Source organism: Aquirufa sp. ROCK-SH2 (assembly GCF_054558315.1).
In genome coordinates, this window is record NZ_JBPXKB010000003.1 from 233,743 (window position 1) to 254,075 (window position 20,333).

At 34.4% G+C, this 20,333-nt stretch carries 13 protein-coding genes; 10 read left to right on the forward strand and 3 right to left on the reverse strand.

The features are described from left to right. The first annotated feature begins 3 nt into the window (after positions 1-3). Positions 4-870: a sugar phosphate nucleotidyltransferase gene (locus V7S79_RS08160; protein ID WP_459490085.1), complete on the forward strand. Its 867-nt coding sequence runs from the start codon at positions 4-6 to the stop codon at positions 868-870. 234 nt (positions 871-1,104) lie between these two features. Here the strand turns inward: V7S79_RS08160 and V7S79_RS08165 are convergent, their stop codons facing one another. Continuing rightward, the gene (locus tag V7S79_RS08165) at positions 1,105-1,833 is read right to left on the reverse strand and encodes a hypothetical protein (RefSeq protein ID WP_459490086.1); all 729 of its coding nucleotides are present in this window, start codon (positions 1,831-1,833) and stop codon (positions 1,105-1,107) included. 233 nt (positions 1,834-2,066) lie between these two features. Here V7S79_RS08165 and V7S79_RS08170 point away from each other — a divergent pair, with 233 nt between their 5' ends. Together V7S79_RS08170 and V7S79_RS08175 are read left to right on the forward strand one after the other, a co-directional pair. Then, on the forward strand, positions 2,067-3,131 hold the full coding sequence (locus V7S79_RS08170; RefSeq protein ID WP_459490087.1) for a sensor histidine kinase: 1,065 nt from the start codon (positions 2,067-2,069) through the stop codon (positions 3,129-3,131). A 3-nt stretch (positions 3,132-3,134) separates the two neighbouring features. After that, positions 3,135-3,869, forward strand: a complete 735-nt coding sequence (locus V7S79_RS08175) for a LytR/AlgR family response regulator transcription factor (protein ID WP_459490088.1) — start codon at positions 3,135-3,137, stop codon at positions 3,867-3,869. 4 nt (positions 3,870-3,873) lie between these two features. Here V7S79_RS08175 and tsaD read toward each other — a convergent pair whose 3' ends face one another. Continuing rightward, positions 3,874-4,887 (reverse strand): tRNA (adenosine(37)-N6)-threonylcarbamoyltransferase complex transferase subunit TsaD, encoded by a 1,014-nt coding sequence (tsaD, locus tag V7S79_RS08180; RefSeq protein WP_459490089.1) that lies wholly within the window; start codon positions 4,885-4,887, stop codon positions 3,874-3,876. A gap of 66 nt (positions 4,888-4,953) precedes the next feature. Between tsaD and V7S79_RS08185 the strand changes: the two genes are divergently transcribed. Genes V7S79_RS08185 through V7S79_RS08205 form a run of 5 tightly spaced genes read left to right on the forward strand, consistent with a single transcriptional unit; the run spans position 4,954 to position 16,509 of the window. Then, positions 4,954-9,435 (forward strand): translocation/assembly module TamB domain-containing protein, encoded by a 4,482-nt coding sequence (locus tag V7S79_RS08185; protein ID WP_459490090.1) that lies wholly within the window; start codon positions 4,954-4,956, stop codon positions 9,433-9,435. A gap of 53 nt (positions 9,436-9,488) precedes the next feature. Further along, positions 9,489-12,896, forward strand: a complete 3,408-nt coding sequence (gene ileS / locus V7S79_RS08190) for an isoleucine--tRNA ligase (RefSeq protein WP_459490091.1) — start codon at positions 9,489-9,491, stop codon at positions 12,894-12,896. A gap of 10 nt (positions 12,897-12,906) precedes the next feature. Next, positions 12,907-14,016: a hypothetical protein gene (locus V7S79_RS08195; RefSeq protein WP_459490092.1), complete on the forward strand. Its 1,110-nt coding sequence runs from the start codon at positions 12,907-12,909 to the stop codon at positions 14,014-14,016. Positions 14,017-14,018: 2 nt separating this feature from the next. Further along, the gene (locus tag V7S79_RS08200; protein WP_459490093.1) at positions 14,019-15,428 is read left to right on the forward strand and encodes an MBOAT family O-acyltransferase; all 1,410 of its coding nucleotides are present in this window, start codon (positions 14,019-14,021) and stop codon (positions 15,426-15,428) included. A gap of 1 nt (position 15,429) precedes the next feature. After that, positions 15,430-16,509: a hypothetical protein gene (locus tag V7S79_RS08205; RefSeq protein WP_459490094.1), complete on the forward strand. Its 1,080-nt coding sequence runs from the start codon at positions 15,430-15,432 to the stop codon at positions 16,507-16,509. On the opposite strand, the gene V7S79_RS08210 is transcribed toward V7S79_RS08205, so the two are convergent. After that, positions 16,502-17,614, reverse strand: a complete 1,113-nt coding sequence (locus V7S79_RS08210) for an amidohydrolase family protein (RefSeq protein WP_459490095.1) — start codon at positions 17,612-17,614, stop codon at positions 16,502-16,504. The genes V7S79_RS08205 and V7S79_RS08210 overlap by 8 nt on opposite strands. A gap of 106 nt (positions 17,615-17,720) precedes the next feature. On the opposite strand from V7S79_RS08210, the gene V7S79_RS08215 reads away from it, so the two are divergent. Continuing rightward, positions 17,721-19,445 carry a tetratricopeptide repeat protein gene (locus tag V7S79_RS08215; protein ID WP_459490096.1) on the forward strand — a complete coding sequence of 575 codons (1,725 nt, stop codon included), beginning with the start codon at positions 17,721-17,723 and terminating at the stop codon, positions 19,443-19,445. Between the two features lie 28 nt (positions 19,446-19,473). Next, complete coding sequence (locus V7S79_RS08220) at positions 19,474-20,325, forward strand: DUF4292 domain-containing protein (protein ID WP_459490097.1); 852 nt, start codon at positions 19,474-19,476, stop codon at positions 20,323-20,325. Positions 20,326-20,333 lie beyond the last annotated feature (8 nt).

A 20,333-nucleotide genomic window follows, 5' to 3' on the forward strand; every position in this document is an offset into this window, starting at 1 on the left:
AAAATGAAAAAAAGATTATTGATTTTAGCGGGAGGGATGGCTTCTCGAATGAAGAAAGCATTAAGTGAAGGAAGCGATTTGGATCCTAATTTAGTGGCTCAGGCCAATTCTGTTACCAAAGGAATGATTCAAGTGGGTCGGAATGGAAAAACATTAATCGATTATCAATTATACAATGCTCATTTGGCTGGAATTGAGGAAGTGATGTTGTTATTACATCCAACTGACCAGGTTACTCAACAATATTGCGAAGCGTTAATGGCGAAAGATGCTACCTGGGGAATGAAAATAGTTTTCTCTCGGCAACAAATTCCATCGGATCGCGAAAAACCTGCTGGAACAGCTGATGCAGTATATCAGGCCTTGATGCAACATGCTGATTGGCAAAAGGGGCGTGTCATTGTTTGTAATTCGGATAATTTATATTCTGTCAATGCACTAAAAACTCTTTGGGCATCGGAGCATTCAGAGGCATTGATTAGTTACCATAGAGATAGTCTATTATATCCTGCAGAAAGAATTTCAGCATTTGCTTTAATTCGTACAGATTCAGAGGGTTATTTATTGGAAATCATCGAAAAACCTACGGCTGAACAAGCAACGGAATTGCAAGCTCAAATTGGTCGTTTAGGGGTAAGTATGAATATTTTTGTTTTTGAAGCAAGTGCTTTTTTACCTTATTTGGAGAAAACACCTTTTCATCCTGTACGCAATGAAAAAGAATTGCCAACATCTGTTGCGCTATATGGAGAAGGTACCGGTCGTGGATTTTTTGCTATTCCTTTGGCAGAAAATGTACCTGATTTGACTAGTAAGGAAGATATCTTAGTGATGCAAAAGTATTTAGAAGATACGTATGGGGAGTTTTGAAATAAGAATTTAGGTAAAAGGTAAAAGGTAAGAGGTGATAGGTTTCAGATATTCTCTTGTTTATAAAATCATTGGCTTCGAGAGCCTCGGTCATAATTAACATCATTTCGACCTTTGGCTTCGACTCCGCTCAGCCATCGGTTTTACCTCTTACCTTTTACCTTTTACCTTTTACCTTTTACCTTTTACCTTTTACCTTTTACCTTTTACCTTTTACCTTTTACGTATTACCTCTTACCTCTTACCTTTATTGATTTTTTGATCAAACAACCCTAATTTCAATCCCACAGTTCCTGAAATGCCTTCCATTTCTTGTGTGGAATTTTTTCCAGCAGCGAAACGATAATTAACCCCTGAGAATAATTTCACGTATTTGAAAACATTTAATTCTAGATTAACTCCTGCTTGAATCCCCAAAGATTTAGGTCCTCTGAAGTCAGCGTGGTTATCTAAATGGTTGTCCATTCTTGGGTCGTATATACTTTGCGAGTAGGCTGGTTGAATTAACATCATGTTTGGATCACGTGAAACGATGGATCCAATCATAAATGGAAAACTAACGTGTAAAATTGAATTGGATTTGGCGGTGTATTCTAATGAGAGAGCAGTAAAGGCGGTTTCAGGTTTTTGGAAAACTCCTGTTGAATTCATCATGTCATGTCTATCGCCGATGCCTCTGATATGTGCAATTCCAATCGCCCATTTGTTATTAGCATGGAAGGCAAAATTAAATCCTCTTTGTTGACCAATTTGACCAAATTGAACCAAAGGTGACATGGATAATCCCCAAGATTTTAATTGAAAAGTTTTGCTATCTGAAAACAAAGTTTTCATTTTCTGAGATTCTGTTTTTTTGTGTTTTACAGAATCATTTGAATTTATGGTTGAGGTATTTTGAGCAAATAATGTACTTGAACTTAGTAGTAAAATCAAAGCTGATTTTAGGCGGATTGAATTAATCATATTTTTTTAGCGTTTAAATGTTCGGCAAGCTAATGAACTTTTTTGTAAGAACTTTCATTTTTCGATGAGTGGCGTATAGAAGTCTATCTAAAACAAATTATTGTCGATGAAATTGTATTCCCACGCAAATAGGCTTGAATGGGTATTTGGTCGATGAAAATGTTGGGCTGGTAGTTTGAATTTTCTATTGCTTTTAAAATGTATAGCTTTGTAGAATTATAAGTTAAAAACCTATGTGGCGAGTTTGGAATTCCCCTAACGCGAAATTAACATTTAAGATTTTATTTAATCTAACCCTTTGGGGTATTTGGGTAGGTTTACCTCTATTAAGTCCTGTGCATCATCCGCATGAAAATACCCATCCGCATCCACATGAAAATCCAGAGTTTTCAGAACATATATGGTTGGAATTATCAACAGTTGTGCCTTTATTTTACATCATTACATGGGTCTTGATACCTTATGTATTTAAAAAAAGAGGGGTGTTAATGTTTATTCTTTCGCTGGTTGTTTTGGTTTTTGCTTTCATGGGCATTCAATATTTGATACAAATGTATTTCATGTCGTTTGAGCAATTCGATGAGGGTCCGAAGAAAATTTTTGGGGTTTTCCCTTTGATTATGATCGCAGGAATTGCTTCTACCTATGGTTTGCTTTTAGAATTCATTGAAATAGAAGCAGAGAAAGAAGAGAAAAGCAGCGAACAGATGAAATCGGAATTATCCTTTTTGAGATCACAGATTAGCCCTCATTTTATCTTTAATGTTCTTAATAGCATAGTATATTTAATTCGATTGAAATCAGGGAAAGAGGCGGAAGCTGTTACCATAAAATTATCATCTTTGATGCGCTATATGTTGTACGATTCCGATCAATCGATGGTGCCATTAAGTAGAGAATTAGAATATTTGCAAAATTTTATTGATTTGCAAAAAATCAGGTTTGAAGACGATGTGAAAATTGAGTTTGAGCAAAGAGGCTTGGCAGGAGCTTATATGATTGAACCAATGTTATTAATTCCATTTGTTGAAAATGCGTTCAAACATGGGGTTGGAAATGTGATTGACCCTACCATTCGAATTGAGTTTTTTATGAGCGCTGAGGTTTTGAATTTTCAAGTAATCAATAAAATAGGCACATCCCTTACTGAAAGCAAAGATCCTGATTCGGGTATTGGCTTGAAAAATGTGTCTCGAAGATTGGATTTACTCTATCCTAAAAAGCATCAATTATCGATTGATCAAATTGATGGATTTTTCTCTGTTAAATTAGCCATTTCATTACATAAAAATAAATAAGGTATGCAAAAGATGAATTGTATTGTTGTAGATGATGAAAGTATGGGGAGAAAATTGTTAGAAGATAATATTCAGCAATTACCTTTTTTAAATTTAGTCGCTTCATGTAAAAATGCTTTTGAAGCCATGGAAGCTTTGAATGTACATCAAGTAGATTTAATGTTTTTGGATATTCAAATGCCTGGAATGTTGGGTACACAATTTTTACAAACATTGAAGGAAAAACCTTTGGTTGTTTTTGTCACTGCTTATGAAAATTATGCGATTGAGAGTTACGCTTTAGATGTTGTAGATTATTTGGTCAAACCAGCAAGTTTAGAGCGATTTACGATGGCTGCTCAAAAAGCCTTGCAATTATTTCAATCTAAAAGACCTGCACAAGTTATTCAAGCAGATGCAAGCCAAAATCAAGAAGATTTCTTTTTTGTCAATGTAGAATATTCACTAGTTCGGATTTCTATTCCACAAATTACGCACATTGAAGGCCTAAAAGATTATATAAAAATTTTCATTGAAGGGGAAAAAAGACCCATTTTAACAAAATTGACGATGAAGTCCATTGAAGCCAAAGTGGTAGGTTTTAATTTTTTGAGAGTTCATAAATCCTTTATCGTTAATCTTCGAAAAATTGAGCAAGTCAAACAACAAAGAATTAAAATTGGGACCTATGATATCCCTGTCAGTGATTCTCATGTTGGTGAATTGATGGAGAAAATCAACCTGACTAAACCTGTATAAATTGTTAATTTTTGTGAGAATTAAATTCCATTCGAGCTAATGGACTCACATTTTGATCTGAGTAAATTCCAGCCAATGCTTTGAAATATCCTGCCATGGCAATCATGCCTGCATTGTCTGTGCAATAAGAAAAAGCGGGGATAAAAACTTCCCAATTTTGTTCTTCTCCCATTTCTTTCAAACGAGTCCTTAAACCTGAATTGGCAGAAACTCCACCAGCAATGGCGATTTGTTTACAATTTTTCTCCTTCATTGCTCTTTTAACTTTTCTTAAAAGGATCTCAATCAAGGTTTTCTGAACTGAAGCACAAATATCCGCTTTGTTATTTTCGATAAAATCAGGATTGGATTTTTGTTCTTTTTGTAAAAAATATAAAATGGCGGTCTTAATTCCTGAAAATGAAAAATTCAATCCTGGAATTTCCCCCATTGGAAATTTAAATCGATCGGGGTCTCCTTCTTTGGCCAATTTATCAATGAGTGGTCCACCTGGATAAGGAAGACCGATCAATTTAGCTGTTTTATCAAATGCTTCACCCACTGCATCATCCATTGTTTCTCCAATGATTTCCATTTCCAAGGCGCTTTTTACCCAAACAATTTGTGTATGTCCACCACTTACTGTCAAACACAAGAAAGGGAATTGTGGTTTGGGATCTTCGATAAAATGTGCCAATACATGCGCCTGCATGTGGTTTACTTCAATAAGCGGGATGTTTAAACTCAATGCCAAAGACTTGGCAAAAGAAGTGCCAATCAATAAGGCCCCCAATAAACCAGGCCCTCTGGTAAAAGCAATGGCATTCAGGTCATTTTTGTTTATATTTGCTAGTTGTAGAGCTTCTTGGACAACAGGAATAATAGATTTCTGATGTGCTCTGCTGGCTAATTCTGGAACTACACCTCCCCATTCAGTATGAATGAGTTGAGTAGATATAACATTTGAACGTAAAATTCCGTTAACCATAACAGCTGCGGAGGTTTCGTCACATGAAGATTCGATTGCCAGTAGATTCATATTTGTAAATTCTCTGCAAAAATAGGGCAAAATTTGCCGGAATAGATTTTTTCTTCCAAAGAAAATATGATTAAATATCTCAAAATTTTAGCCAAGTCGTTCCTCTATGGATTAGTGGCTATCTTTTTGTTGTTATTTATGTTCATTTTGCTGTTGAGGGCACCTTCCAATCAAACGCTTCTTGCGAAATATTATGCGCCTAAAATTGAAAAGGCCATTGGTTATCCGCTTACTTTAGATCGAATACAGCTGAAGTTTTTTGATGAAGTCAGCTTTTGGGGATTAAAAGTGAAAGACCCTTGGGGAAAAGAAATGATTTACATTCATCAATTGGATGTAAATTTTAGTATCTATGATTTGTTATTGGGGCAAACACAACCCGCCCTTGATTATGCCAGATTGGTTCGTCCAAAAGTACATTTGATTTTTGAAAAAAAATCGGGAAAAATGAATTTGGAAGAATTCATTGATCGATTATCAAAATGGATTAGTCCTGGTAAAAAAGATCCTAAGGCACCTAGTTCCATGTTTTTTATTCATGAAGCTGAAGTAATTGATGGGGCTTTTGCTTTGGATGATTTTCAAACTGTAGACGAAGGAACCCCCACTCATTTTGATATTTCCCATTTCTCCATTCAAAAAATCCATTCAAAAGTTAAAGAATTTTATGTCAAGGATGATACCATAGCCTTACAAACCATAGGGCTTTCTGGCATTGATCCAGATACCAAATTTACGGTTAAGAGTTTAGATACTAAGTTTTTGATCTCAGACAAACAGATGCGTTTTGATCAGCTTTCTTTGTGGTTCAATGATTCTTGGTTGAAGAATAAAGTTGTCATGAATTATGCCAACAAAGGTTCATTGAGTAGTTGGAATACGAAGGTCAACATGCAGGCTAATTTTGATAATGCCAAGATTTTAGGAGAAGATTTAGGGAGATTTGTTTCTTCGATGAATGAATACAAAGGAATTTATCGATTAAAAGGACAATTAAACGGAACAGTTGAATCCTTGAATTTGAAAAACTTTGAATTGGGATTTGGTACGAAAAGTGTTTTAAAAGGAGATTTTGGATTTAAAGGTTTGCCAAATGTTAAGAAGACCTTGATGGATTTTAAAATGAAAAACTCCTTTTTTGTTCCTCAAGATTTGGCCACTTTTATTTCTAAACCAGCCGCTGAAAAAATGAAAATTTTGGGTCCAAGTACTTTGGATGGAACATTTGTTGGAACCCATTTGAATTTTTCTACTTCTGGTAAAATGAAAACAGGCCTAGGTTATATGGAGGCTAATTTTGATATGGCTTTGAAGGATTCCATGGCATTTTCAGCTTACAAAGGTAAAGTTTCCTTAAAGAAATTTAGGTTAGGCGTTCTGGTAGATCTGCAAGATTATGTTGGGACCATTGATTTAGATGCAAACATCAAAGGAACGGGATTCTCCAATCGATCAGCTAATATTGATTTTGATGGACAAATATCTGAAATCAATTTGAATCATTATGCCTATAAACGCGTAGCACTTCGAGGGAATTTACAGAAGCAATTGTTCAAAGGTGCTGTTTCTGTGAAAGATTCGAATTTATTGGCAACAATGATTGGTGAAATTAATCTAAGAAATGAAAAGCCTCATTATCAATTAGATGGTAGAATCACTCGAGCTGATTTGGTGAATTTGAATTTAATTCAATCTCCTTTGAAAGTCAATGCTGATTTTAAATTGGATATGAAATTCAATGATTTAGACGATTTCGAAGGAGGAATTGTTTTGACAGATTTGCTCATTAAAAAGCCAAATGTTCCCGAATTGTCCGTTGATTTATTGTCATTCAATTCTGACATAAGTCGTAAAAATAAGAAACGCTATAAGCTCAATTCAGATTTAGTTTCGATTGATGTAGAAGGTGATTTTTTGCCGAATCAGTTGAAGAGTGATTTATTGCAATTATGGGGAGAGTATGGAAATTATTTTAAGAAAAATGATGCAGAAAGAGCGCTATTTTATGCCCAAAAAAATGCTGAAAATTCGGATAAATATCATGCTGATTTTACGATTATTTGTCACCATTTATCACCCATTTTAGCACGTTGGTTCCCAAGCATTGACCTTGCTAAAAACACGGTTTTTTCAGGAAATATCATGAAAGGCCGTGCATTAAATCTTAGTTTGGAGGCTTATCCAGATACTTTAGTTTTTGGAGGATATAAATTTTATCAATCTATTTTTTCTTTCCAAAGTTCCAAGTTTTTGGGTAGTCCGGAAGTATCTAGTTCTTTGGTTTTTCAGTCGAGAAGGCAACATTTGAATTTTTTGACTCCTACTGAAAATTTTAAATTAGGAGCATTGTGGGACCAAGACCGAATCAATTTCACCTTGGATTTCAAACAGCAAGAAGAGGAAAATTCAGCCCATTTAGGGGGTATTTGGAAGTTTGAAAAAGAAGGATTTTCATTGAAATTTAAGGATTCCTATTTTAGGATTTTAGGGCAAGATTGGTCCATTGATCCGCTCAATAAATTGAGTTTTTTAGGCAAAGAATTAAAGGCGGATCATGTTTTTATTTCGAACAATAAGCAATCTATATCATTGCAAGGTAGCATTTCTAAAGATTCTACGAATGTATTGACATTGAAGGCTAAAAAGTTTCAATTGGAAACCTTGAAGCCCATTTTTTCGATTAAGTCTGTTGGGGAGTTAAACGCTGAGTTAAGCATACAAGATTGGTATCAACATACCCATATTGATGCCTGGGCGAAAATAGATTCCTTCCGATTGGGTAAAGTATATATGGGTAATTTGTTGGGTTTGGGTACCTATCGTGCAGAGGAAAAAGTCATGGATTTAGATTTTAATTTAAATCGATTTGGTGAATCTGTTTTGTCTATGAGTGGCATTTATCAACCCTTTGAGGAGAATGAAAAGCTGAATTTGGTAGCTGATTTGACCAAAACAAATTTGCAAATTTTGGAGCCCTTTACTGTGGGAGTATTTTCGGATTTTAAGGGAACTGCATTGGGTAAATTACATATTGGTGGCACGATATCTCAGCCGATAGTTACGGGTAAATTGGCTGTCCAGAAAGCTGGAGTCACCTTTGATTATTTGAATACTACTTTGGCATTTTCAGATACCATTGAGTTTTTACCTCGACAAATTATTGGAAAAAATTGGTTGGTGAAAGATGCGGATGGGAACACAGCTAAGGTTAATACTGCAGTTTCTTTTCCGTTGGATAAACCTTTTGAATTATCTCTTGGAGCTGAATTGTCGAAATTTAAAATATTGAATACACAAAGAAATCCGAGTTCTATTTATTACGGAATCGGTTATGCAAGTGGATTGATGAAAATAGATGGTACGCTTCAAAATTTAATGATTTCGGGTAATTTGAAATCTGAAAAAGGTACACGTTTATTTATTCCTCTAGACAGGGAAGAGGTTTTCTCCGATGAAGAAGATTATGAATTTTTAAGCAAAACAATCAAAGCTTCAACTGAACTGGAAAAACAAAGTTTAACTCAGAAATTATCGGATGATGGCATACAAATGAATTTGGACTTGGAATTAACTCCAGAGGCCTATGGCGAAGTCCAATTTGATCAGAAAAAAGGTGATTTGATGCGTGTTTATGGTCAAGGAAATGTCAACATGACTTTGGATAAAAAAGGTAAATTTCAAATGAATGGTGAATATGCCATTGATCAAGGGGATTATACTTTTACCCTTCAAAATGTTATCAATAAAAAGTTTAGTATAGAAAAGAATTCGAAAATTTCTTGGAAAGGAAATCCATTGGATGCACAAGTCAATATCAAAGCTATTTACACACAATATGCCTCTCTTTATCCAATACTTTTAGATACTTCCAATAAAGCCAATTCTCCAGAATACAAAAGAAGGTATCCTGTCGATGTGAGTATTAATTTAAAAAATAGATTGTTATCGCCAGATATAAGCTTTAATGTTGGAATTAGAGATTATCCCAAAGATGTCAATTTTAATAGTTCAGTTACCGCTTTTGCCAATCGGATAAAAACGGATGAGCAAGAATTAACCAGGCAAGTAAGTAATGTCTTGTTGTTTGGTCAATTAGTTCCACCTTATGGAGGAAGCGGAATCGAGTTGGGTAGTTTGGTGGGTAATTTTACGGAGATGCTTTCCAATCAATTAAGTAATTTGGCTTCCAAAATTAACAAGGATCTAAATATAGATGTGTATTTAGGTGGAGGTAGTTTGAATCAAGATTTATTAACGAATTTACAACTAAGAGCAACCTATACCATTAATGATGAACTTCGGGTTACAAGAAGTGGAGGTTTTACGGATGCTAGAAATCAAACAAGCTTGCAAATGTTTTTAGGAGATTGGTCTACGGAGTGGTTTATTAAAAAGGATGGAAGTTTCAGGTGGAAGGCTTATACGCGCAATGTTCAAACCACTTTAGCGGGGTCTTTAAACTCTTACCAAATCAACCGTACTTATGGTTCGTCCATTATTTTTAATAAAAATTTCAATCGATTTTTTTGGCAAAAAAAAGGTGAATAATTTTTTGTAAATTTGCCTCAATTTTGCCGTAAAATATAAAAACCGACAATTCAGTGAACTTCAAGGAATATAAAAATTTAGATTACGCACAGGTAGCAGACGAAGTATTATCATTTTGGAAAGAGAATGAGATTTTCGAGAAATCAATATCTTCGAGAGAGGGGAAACCTAGTTTTACATTTTTTGAAGGTCCGCCTTCTGCCAATGGTACTCCTGGTATTCACCACGTCATGGCAAGAACCATCAAAGATATTTTTTGTCGTTATCAAACTTTGAAAGGCAAACAAGTAAAGAGAAAAGGAGGATGGGATACGCATGGTTTACCTGTAGAATTGCAAGTAGAAAAAGAATTAGGCATTACCAAAGAGGATATTGGGAAATCGATTTCCGTAGAAGAATACAATCAAAAATGCCGTGAAACGGTCATGAAATTTACTGACCAATGGAATGATTTGACTCAAAAAATGGGCTATTGGGTGGATTTAGAAAATCCCTACGTGACCTATCAAGCCAATTATATTGAGAGCGTTTGGAATTTATTAAAACGATTATACGACAAAGGTCTTTTGTACAAAGGCTATACCATACAACCTTATTCTCCAGCTGCAGGAACAGGTTTGTCATCACACGAATTGAATCAACCAGGTTGTTATAGAGATGTAAAAGATACTTCTTTGACAGCCCAATTTAAAGTGATTCAAAATGCTAAATCTGAATTTTTATTCGATTTGGCCAAAGGTGAAAATGTATATGTCTTAGCATGGACAACTACGCCTTGGACCTTGCCTTCTAACTCGGCATTGACCGCTGGGAAGAATATTACTTATGTATTAATTCAAACATTTAATCCATATACTTATCTTCCTGTTCATGTAGTTTTGGCCAAAGATTTGGTGAAAAATTATTTTCAAGCTGTTGCAGAAAATGGCGACTTTTACGCTTATTTGGCGGCAGATAAAAAGCCACAAGCTATTCCATATCGAGTATTGGGAGAGTGCAAAGGAGCCCAATTGGAAGGGGTAGAATATGAGCAATTGATGCCTTATGTTCAGCCGAAAGAAGCAGCATTTCGAGTAATATTGGGCGATTTTGTTACCACTGAAGATGGTACAGGAATTGTGCATACGGCTCCTACTTTTGGCGCAGATGACTTTCGTGTAGCCCAGCAAAACGGGATTCCCGCTATTTTGGTGTTGGATGCCTCTGGAAAGGAAGTTCCTTTGGTAAACCGTCAAGGTCGTTTTGTGGAGGAAGTGACAGATTATGCTCTGGAACCAGTCAAAGAAGCCTACTTAACAGACGAGGAGAAAGAAAGTGAAAAGCAAAAGCAAGGTCGTGATAAATATTTATCTGTTGACGAGCGAATTGCTATTCAGTTGAAAACGGAAAATAAAGCATTTAATGTTCAAAAGTTTGATCACCCTTATCCACATTGTTGGAGAACGGATAAGCCTGTTTTGTATTATCCATTGGACTCATGGTTTATCAAAACAACTGCTGTAAAAGAAAAATTGATTGAATTGAATAAAACGATTCAATGGAAACCTGAATCTACTGGAACAGGTCGTTTTGGGAATTGGTTGGAGAATTTAGTGGATTGGAATTTATCTCGTTCTCGTTATTGGGGAACTCCTTTGCCCATTTGGCGAACAGAAGATGGTTCTGAAGAAATTTGCATGGGTTCTTTGGCTGATCTTAAAAGTGAGTTAGAAAAAGCGAATAATTCTGGCAAGTTAAGTACAGATCAAAGAAAAGGAAATGATGCCTTTTTGAAAGCTTTAGCGGAAGGTAAAGCCGATTTACACCGTCCTTATGTGGATGAAGTGTATTGTTTGAGTCCAAGTGGCCAATTGATGAGTCGTGAATTAGACTTGATTGATGTTTGGTTTGATTCAGGTGCGATGCCATTTGCTCAATGGCATTATCCCTTCGAGAATCAAGAAACTTTTAAGCAAAATTATCCAGCGGATTTTATCTCAGAAGGAGTGGATCAAACGAGAGGTTGGTTCTTTACGCTTCATGCGATTTCTAGCATGGTGGAAGAATCGGTAGCATTTAAAAATGTGGTTTCAACTGGTTTGGTTTTGGATAAAAATGGTAATAAAATGTCCAAGCGATTGGGCAATGCCATCGATCCATTTGACACCTTAAAAAAATACGGAGCAGATCCTACGCGTTGGTACATGATTACCAATGCACAACCTTGGGATAATTTAAAATTTGATTTAGCAGGGATTACTGAGGTAAGAAATAAGTTCTTTGGAACGTTGACCAATACCTATAATTTCTTCGCTTTATACGCCAATTTAGATGGATTTAAGTCGGGACAATTAGAAGAAATTCAAAAGGAAGATTTAACGGAATTAGATCGTTGGGTTTTATCTAAATTAATGACGTTAATAGAAGAAGTGGAAGAAGCTTACGAAACTTATGAACCAACCAAAGCGGGTCGATTAATTCAAGACTTTGTTTGTGATCATTTATCCAATTGGTATGTTCGTTTGTCGAGAAGACGTTTTTGGAATCCAGAATCAGCGGACAAAGGTTTTAGTAAAGACAAGCAATCTGCTTACCAAACCTTATATACTTGCTTAGAAACGGTTGCTCAATTGATGTCGCCCATCGCACCTTTTTATGGAGAGTGGTTGTACAAGAATTTGTCGAATAAAGAGTCGGTACATTTGACTGATTTCGTGAAAGTGAATGGGACTTTGAAAGATACAGATTTGGAGCAGTCGATGGAATTAGCACAAAGAATTTGTTCTTTGGTACACTCTTTGAGAAAGATTCATAAATTAAAAGTACGTCAACCTTTGGCGCAAGTGTTAGTTCCAGTTTTACAGGAAAGTGTTCGTGAGCAAATTCGTCGCGTAGAGGATTTGATCAAGTCGGAAGTGAACGTAAAAGAAGTAAATTATTTGAATGATGCTTCTGGCGTTTTAAGCAAAAAAGTGAAACCTAATTTCAAAGCTTTAGGGCCGAAATTTGGCAAAGACATGAAGCAAGTTGCTGATTTGATTTCATCTATGTCTGAGGATGAATTGTCGGAAATTGAATCAAAAAATGCCATTGTTTTAGGAGGTAATTTTGCGATTGATTTAACCGATATTGAAATTTTAACGGAAGATATGCCGGGCTATTTGACGGCTAGTGAAGGAAGTTTAACCATTGCTTTGGATAATCAATTGACTCCTGAATTAATAAGAGAAGGGAAAGCTAGAGAATTTGTCAACCGTATTCAAAATTTAAGAAAGGATTCTGGCTTTGATGTGGTCGATAAGATTCGGATTGAAGTATTGAATGCCGATGAAGAATGGATCAGTAGCTTGACTGATTTTAAAACCTATATTTCACAAGAAGTTCAAGCATTAACTTTGGACTTTGTGAATCAAAGTGCTAAAGAATTTAATTCTATCGAAATAGACGAATCCACCTTACAAGTAAGAGTTTGGGTAGTTTAGAAGGAATAAGATGAAGAAAATTGTTGCCGCTTGTATTTTTGTCGCTTGTGTTTATTTATTGAAAGTCTCCGTTTCGGAGAACTCAATGAAGGAGATTACTGAATCTAGGTATCAGTCGACAGGAATGTTTAGCTCTCCAAAATATCAATATGGTGATTTGTTTGGAATTTGTTATTTGGAGCGTTTTAAAATCAAGAAAGTAGAGCAATTAAATAAGCCCAAGGGTATTGTTGAATCTAAAAAAGACTTGTCATTGTATTTTATTTGTGATAGCTATGTCTTTGGAACTTTTGACGGTAAAAAGGATTATTTTGCAAGGGCAAAAAATGTGCATTTTTTGAAATTAAAAGATTCAAACTGGGAAGTGCCTCGTTTCTCTAATAACCACAAAAATGCAATCATTGTCGAAATCGTTCTAAGAAATCTATTCACAGATTTAAATTTGAAAAATATTACGAATAAATCAGATTTTTCAAATTTATCTGGAACGGTAAATGCTTCCACAGTTCATTATGCTTACGATGATAAAATAGATTGGAAAGCATTTTTTAGGAGGTTAATAGGAAATGTTAATAAGTGGGTAAGTGAGACATTTTATCATAAAAATATTGAGACACATTTAGAGTTTATTCTGTTTGATTTCGATTTTTTATTGAATTTAAAAATGTGGAAATCAGATTTATTGTTGAATTGGTTTGACCGTGTTAACGGATCTGTTGTTTTATCCAAAGATCGTCAATTTCTCTTCATGGAAAATACGGTTAGTAAAACACATGTAGGAAGTGCCGCTTATCCAATTACTGAAACCGAAATTGAGGATCAAGTAGCTAAAATCAATGAATTAAATCAGTTTTTTAAATCAAAAGGTTTTGATTACGTCCTATTTTCAATTATTCCAAATCCCTATGATTTGGTTGGCCAAAATGAATTTGGACAAAATCACCAATTAGAACGAATTTTAGCTTCACCAAATTTAAAAGCATCCATGTTGAATATTTCACCTAAATTAAAAGTTCATGCAAGGAGTAACTTTTTCCAATCGGATACTCACTGGAACTCCAATGGAGCGACAATTTGGCTAAATGAAGTTAACAACTATTTAAATTCTATCCCACAATAAATATGGTATTCAATTCACTCCATTTTTTGGTATTTTTTGGACTAATCACCAGTGCCTATTTTTTGTTGAATCACAAATATCGATGGCTATTGTTATTGTTGGGTTCATGCTATTTTTACATGGCATTTGTACCTATTTACATTGTTATTTTAGGCTTTACGATTGTTATTGATTATTTCGCAGGAATATATCTCGAGAAATTTACTGGTCAAAAGAAAAAGATATTTCTGGCTTTTAGTTTAATTGCCAATATTGGAGTTTTGGCTATTTTTAAATATTATCATTTCATTGACCAAAACATTGGATTTTTGTCCAATTTAATCGGTGCCGACTACCACTTGCCAGCATTTAATATTTTATTGCCAATAGGTTTATCTTTTCATACTTTTCAGGCCATGAGTTATACGATAGAGGTATATCGCGGTCATCAAAAAGCAGAAAGAAATTTTGGGATTTACAGTTTGTATGTCATGTTTTATCCGCAATTGGTTGCAGGACCAATTGAACGCCCTCAAAATTTGTTGCATCAATTTTATGAGAAACATGAATGGGACTGGCCTCGAGTTAAATCAGGATTATTGCAAATGGCATTTGGGATTTTCAAAAAAGTGGTGATTGCTGATCGTTTTGCAATGGTTGTTGATCCAGCCTATCAGGATTTAGGTCAACAAACAGGATTAAACTTATTGGTCGCTGCCTTTTTATATTCCTTTCAAATCTATTGTGATTTTTCGGGTTATTCTGATGTGGCAATCGGTGCTTCAAGGGTAATGGGTTTTAAATTAATGGATAACTTTAACGGCCCTTATTTAGCTAAATCATTGCCTGAATTTTGGAGAAGATGGCATATTTCACTGTCAACTTGGTTCAAAGATTATGTGTATTTTTCTTTAGGAGGGAATCGTGTATCTATACCAAAATGGTATATGAATATCATGATTGTTTTTATTCTTTCTGGAGTTTGGCATGGGGCGAGTTGGAATTTTATTATTTGGGGATTTTTGCACGGTGCATTTCAAGTAATCGGATTAAGTATCAACCGCTTTTTTCCAGCCTTAGCAGCAGATAAAATTCAATCGAGTTTTGTAAAAGTGATTTATCAAATTTGGACTTTCGCTTTGGTAACACTCGCTTGGGTGTTTTTTAGAATTCCCAAATTTTCGGAAGTAAAATTATTTTTTAAACAACTTTCGAGTTTGTCATTCTCCGATCGATTGAATTTAGCTTTAAATGCCAACGAATTAATTTTATGCTTTATTTTGGCAGCTTTGTTGATCATAGCTGAAAAATTAAATTGGAAAAATTCCTTATTAAATGGTAAATATTTTTGGCCGATAATGGTTGCTTGTTTATTAAGCATCTACTTTTTGGGTGTATTTAATTTAAAACAATTCATTTATTTCCAATTCTAACATGCGTAGAATTTTAGCTTGGTTTTTATTTGTGCTCTTTGCATTTGTGTTAGTTTGCACTGGCTCAGATGCTTCTATGAAGTGGATAAATAAACTCAGTAACCACTTGCCTGAAAATCTACAATCTGATAAATATACTTTTGGCGATTTATATGGATTTACCTATTTGCCGCAATTCAGAATTGTAAAAGATCCAAGTTATGTTGAATTACCGTCTTACTTGGATACGATTCAACGTACAAAGGATTTATTCATTTTGTGCGATAGCTATTTATATAGTTCCTTTGAAGAAAATTCCACCTATTTTAAGGGTGTAAAGAATGCTTATTTCACTAGATGGACGGAAGACACCTTAATTAATTCCAATCAGTTAAAATCTTCCAATTCAATTCTTTTGATAGAATGTGTAGAGCGTAATGCAATTATGCGTTTGAAATTATCTGAAGTGAATGCTCGAATTGCAATTGCCAAACCTGAATTAAAACAGTCCGCTGTCGCTCAAAATACATTTAAGTTCCCTTCTTTGCATGATCTGAATGAGGCTGTTAAGCAAGTTTTATATCACAAAACCCTGGAAACTAATTTGGATTTTATCCTATTTAGTCGAGGAGTTTTTCGGAAAATCAAAGAATTGAAAGCAAGTTTAAATTTGAATTGGTTTCAAAGGATTGATCATGCTGCTTCATTAGCACACAATAGCTCATTTTTGTACTTAAAAGAAACCATAGATCCTTCTGTTTCTAGCAGTTCTTTTTATCCATTTACAAATCAAGAAATCGATTCATTCGTGTCTGATTTGAATGAGATAAATGATTATTATTTAAAGGCTGGGTTCAAACGCGTATTAATTAGTATTCCAGCCAACCCCGTTGCCATTTTGCAAACTGAAAAATCTTCAACGAATCAATTGTTAAACCGACTAAAAAAGCATCCAAATTTAAAGGTCGAGATCATTGATCCATCGGACTCTCTAAAAGTGAATGCTTCTCAAAATTATTTCAAATCAGATTCTCATTGGAATAAAAATGGCGCTAAAATCTGGTTGGAATTTCTCAATCGTTCCCTAGCAAAATCTAATTAGGGAATTGTTTTTTATCTATCAAAGGCAAAAGATGTAGGGCATTTTTATAATAGACTTTTTTCAAAACTTCATCAGGTAATTCTAAGCCATAAATTCTCCAAAAAGCATGTCTTTTTCGGTAATAAGGAAAATATTCATCGCCCGTTTCTAAAAGTCTGAAATACGTATAATACTCAGAAGTTGTCCAAATGTCCTTACCAAATAAAACTCGGTCTTGGTACTTAATCATAAACTGTCTTGCATTCTTGGGTTGTCTTCCTAATTCATGAATCACAGCTCCAATTTCTGTATACATGTTGGGATAGGTGTCTAATAATCGTCCTAATTCACCTAAATTATTTCCCAACCATGCCAGATGTGCTGAAATGAATTTTGTTTTTGGATGCTTTCGAATAATATCCGTTTGCTCGTCCATGATTATTTTCCAAGAAGGATATTTGGATGAAGGCCTAGCTCTGCTCGGAAATTGTTTTAGTTCTAACCAGCGTTCATTGGTTTTGTCATGCGTATCAAAAAATGAAATGGGTTCTCCCGTGTGAATCAAAACAGGAATATTTAATTCTCCACATTTCGCCCAAATAGGATCCAATCTTGGGTCGTTTGTCGCAATGCGATTCCCTTTGCTATCTTTTACTTCTAGACCTAAATCTTTATAAATTTTCAAACCCATTGCGCCCGCTTTTACTTCTTTCTCTAAGGCTTTTACTGTTTCAGAAGACCAATTCGGATGATCAATGTCATTGAAATTTAAATTCGTAAAAACAACCACTCGATTGTTTGTCTTTTCCTTTCCAGCGTTGGTAGATTGAATGAGAAAATCAGTTCCGGACTCTCTTGTTGCATTTCTTTGGAATCCTTTTCCGCTCAAATTGACCATTACTCGCATGTTCAAGCTGTCCATTTGCTTAAGCAAAAAAGCCAAATCTTGATTAGGCATATTTCCTTGGTGATTATGAATATCAATGAAGGGATATTTAGCTCGTGTAACCTGATGTTCTGGAACTTTCAAAGTTGAAACAGGATCGTATTCTTCAAAAGTCATGGTTTTTTCTTGTGCAAAAAGCGAGACACTAGAAAAAAGAAGTAAAGTCAAAAATAATCGCATATAGTTTAATTTTTAACCCGAATGTATCGAATTATCTTTGATTTTATCCCCTGATTTTTAATTTTTTTGTCAAGATTCTAATCTATTCAGTATCTTCAAGTTCGATATGAAAAAATTCATCCTAATTCTAGTATTTTCTTTTCTATTTGGAGGTTTCTTTCAGGCTTTAAGTCAGGATAAAAAGACAGCTAGCCCTGTTTCAAAATCCCCATCTATGTCTGTTCAAGAAGAAACTTTTGCGGAAGGGATGCGCCTATATCTGAAATCAGATTATAACGAGGCCATTCTGGTTTGGGAAGGAATGATTCAAAAGGTAAAGGACAATCCTGCTATTTATTTTTATTTAGCCAAAGCTCATTTGGAATTAAAAAGTATGGCAAATGCATTGCAAAATGCCAAAGAAGCCAATCTGCTTTCTCCCAATTCCTTGGATTATGGTTTATTGTATGCTGATTTATTAAGTGTAAATAAAAATTATGATGAAGTAGTCAAATGCTTAACGCAACTTTTGCAATACGATGATAAACAAACAGAAGTGAATCTTCGTTTGTCGCAGGCCTATTTGTACCAAGAAAAGTATGATGAGGCATTGAATTCCTTATCTCACATTAGTCATTTGGAATTAGAAGAATATCCGGGAGTACATCGAATGAAACAATTGATTTATTTGAAGCAAAATTCATTTGATCAAATGATAGCCGAGGGCGAAAAATTGTTAGTCGATTATCCTGAAGAAACATTGTTTTCTTGGGAATTACTTGATTTAATCGATTTCTCAAAATGGGATAAGGCAGAAATGGTATTGTCACAACTTGCCAATAAATATCCCGAGATGGGGCAAATTCCGATTTTTCTGAGTAAATATTATGTTGAACATAAGAATTTTGATCTTGCTGTCAGAAATATTTCCAATAGTTTAAAAGACCCACAAATGGAATATCAAATGGTTGGGGCTATGACATTGAATGTATTTAGTTTATTGAAGTCAAAAGAAGATTTACAAAAAGCGAATATATTATTGGATCAAATTTTGTTGGTTTTTCCAAGTGAATCAAAATTTTTATCCTTAAAGGCGGATGTGTTAACCAGCGAAGGTAAATTAGACCAGGCGCAAGTGTATTTTTTAAAATCTGTTCATTTAGGATCCAATAATTTTGAGATTTGGCAACGAATAATTCAAATCGATTTTGAATTAAACCGGATTGATAGCGTGATTGTGCATGTAGAAGAAGCATTGAATTTGTTCCCCAATCAAGGTTTTTTGTATTTTCAATTAGGTTTTGCTCAGCATATTTTAGGGAAAAATTTTCAAGCGCTTGCCTCTTTGGAAACTGCTATTTCTTATGTAACAGAAAAAGATGAATGGTATATTCAATTGTATTCCATTCTTGGAGACACTTATCATGCTTTAGGTCGTTCCAAAGATTCGGATAGTAGTTTCGAAAAAGTCCTTTCAAAGGATCCGAATGAAGAACATGTATTAAATAATTATAGTTATTATTTATCCCTTCGAAAAACGAATTTGGAAAAGGCTGCCTTGATGGCTAAAAAATTAGTTGAGCAATTTCCTGACAATGGAACTTATTTAGATACTTATGCTTGGGTTTTATTTCAAAAAAACGAATTCACAACTGCTTTAGGCTATTTGGAAAAGGCAGTTAAAGGTGATAAAAAGGAAAATTCAGTTGTTTGGGAGCATTTGGGTGATACCTTTATCAAATTAGGCAGAGTAGAGGAGGCAGTTAATGCTTGGAAAATTGCAAAAAAGCTACCTGGAGCAAGTTTAATTTTGGATAAAAAAATTCAGATGAAGCAATTTTCGGAAAATTGAGATATTTTTGTAAAATTAAATTTAATGTATGCCATCTAAGGCTTTCCTTTCTATTTTTTCTTGCTTCCTTTTATCGGTGGGAATTTTTTCTTGTTCGAAAAAAATTAGCCCCATTTTGAAGGAAATACAAATAGATAGTGTTCTAAGTCCAGCTATTATAGCAACAGATTCTTTAAAAATAGATAGTGTTTCTAGTAAGTCAGAGAATTTGATTGAAAATCCAGATTTAAAGCTTCGTTCCGAAGAATTGAATTTTAATTATTTAAAAGCTAAATCTAAAGTTTCTTGGAAAACTAGTAATAATCAGGATAATTATACCGTTGATATACGAGTAAAAAAAGATAGTATTATTTGGGTAAATGTTTCTGTGACAATGATTACTGGTGCAACAGGATTATTCACTAAAGATCGAATCCAGTTTTATCATAAAATCAACAATGAATACTTTGACTTAACTTATGATAGTTTAAGTGTTCTAATGGGTTTTAAAATTGATTATAATATTTTACAGTCATTAATCGTTGGAAATCAGCCTTTTAAGAAGAATAATTCTCGGGTAATACGTGAGAATGATAACTTTGTTTTTAAACAAGAAGAGGGACAAATTAAGATTGATAATTTTGTAGGACCTAATCGGAAACTGAAAAAATTGTTGGTGAGTGACGAACCTTCGAATAATAAAATGGTGATGGATTATGAAGATTTTTCCACTATCAATCAAATATTGTTTCCATTTTCAAGTTCAATTACATTGGATGTGAAAAATAAAGAGAATCAAATTAAGCAAACGGTCATTAGTATTAAGTATTCCAAAGTGGAATTGTTAGATACTCCTTTGCAATTTCCTTTCCGTGTTCCTGAAAAATTATTGAAAAAATAATGTTAAAA

Coding starts and splice junctions, on each gene's coding strand:
- V7S79_RS08160 (WP_459490085.1), top strand. CDS start 4: ATGAAAAAAAGATTATTGATTTTAGCGGGAGGGATGGCTTCTCGAATG.
- V7S79_RS08165 (WP_459490086.1), bottom strand. CDS start 1,833: ATGATTAATTCAATCCGCCTAAAATCAGCTTTGATTTTACTACTAAGT.
- V7S79_RS08170 (WP_459490087.1), top strand. CDS start 2,067: ATGTGGCGAGTTTGGAATTCCCCTAACGCGAAATTAACATTTAAGATT.
- V7S79_RS08175 (WP_459490088.1), top strand. CDS start 3,135: ATGCAAAAGATGAATTGTATTGTTGTAGATGATGAAAGTATGGGGAGA.
- tsaD (WP_459490089.1), bottom strand. CDS start 4,887: ATGAATCTACTGGCAATCGAATCTTCATGTGACGAAACCTCCGCAGCT.
- V7S79_RS08185 (WP_459490090.1), top strand. CDS start 4,954: ATGATTAAATATCTCAAAATTTTAGCCAAGTCGTTCCTCTATGGATTA.
- V7S79_RS08195 (WP_459490092.1), top strand. CDS start 12,907: ATGAAGAAAATTGTTGCCGCTTGTATTTTTGTCGCTTGTGTTTATTTA.
- V7S79_RS08200 (WP_459490093.1), top strand. CDS start 14,019: ATGGTATTCAATTCACTCCATTTTTTGGTATTTTTTGGACTAATCACC.
- V7S79_RS08205 (WP_459490094.1), top strand. CDS start 15,430: ATGCGTAGAATTTTAGCTTGGTTTTTATTTGTGCTCTTTGCATTTGTG.
- V7S79_RS08210 (WP_459490095.1), bottom strand. CDS start 17,614: ATGCGATTATTTTTGACTTTACTTCTTTTTTCTAGTGTCTCGCTTTTT.
- V7S79_RS08215 (WP_459490096.1), top strand. CDS start 17,721: ATGAAAAAATTCATCCTAATTCTAGTATTTTCTTTTCTATTTGGAGGT.
- V7S79_RS08220 (WP_459490097.1), top strand. CDS start 19,474: ATGCCATCTAAGGCTTTCCTTTCTATTTTTTCTTGCTTCCTTTTATCG.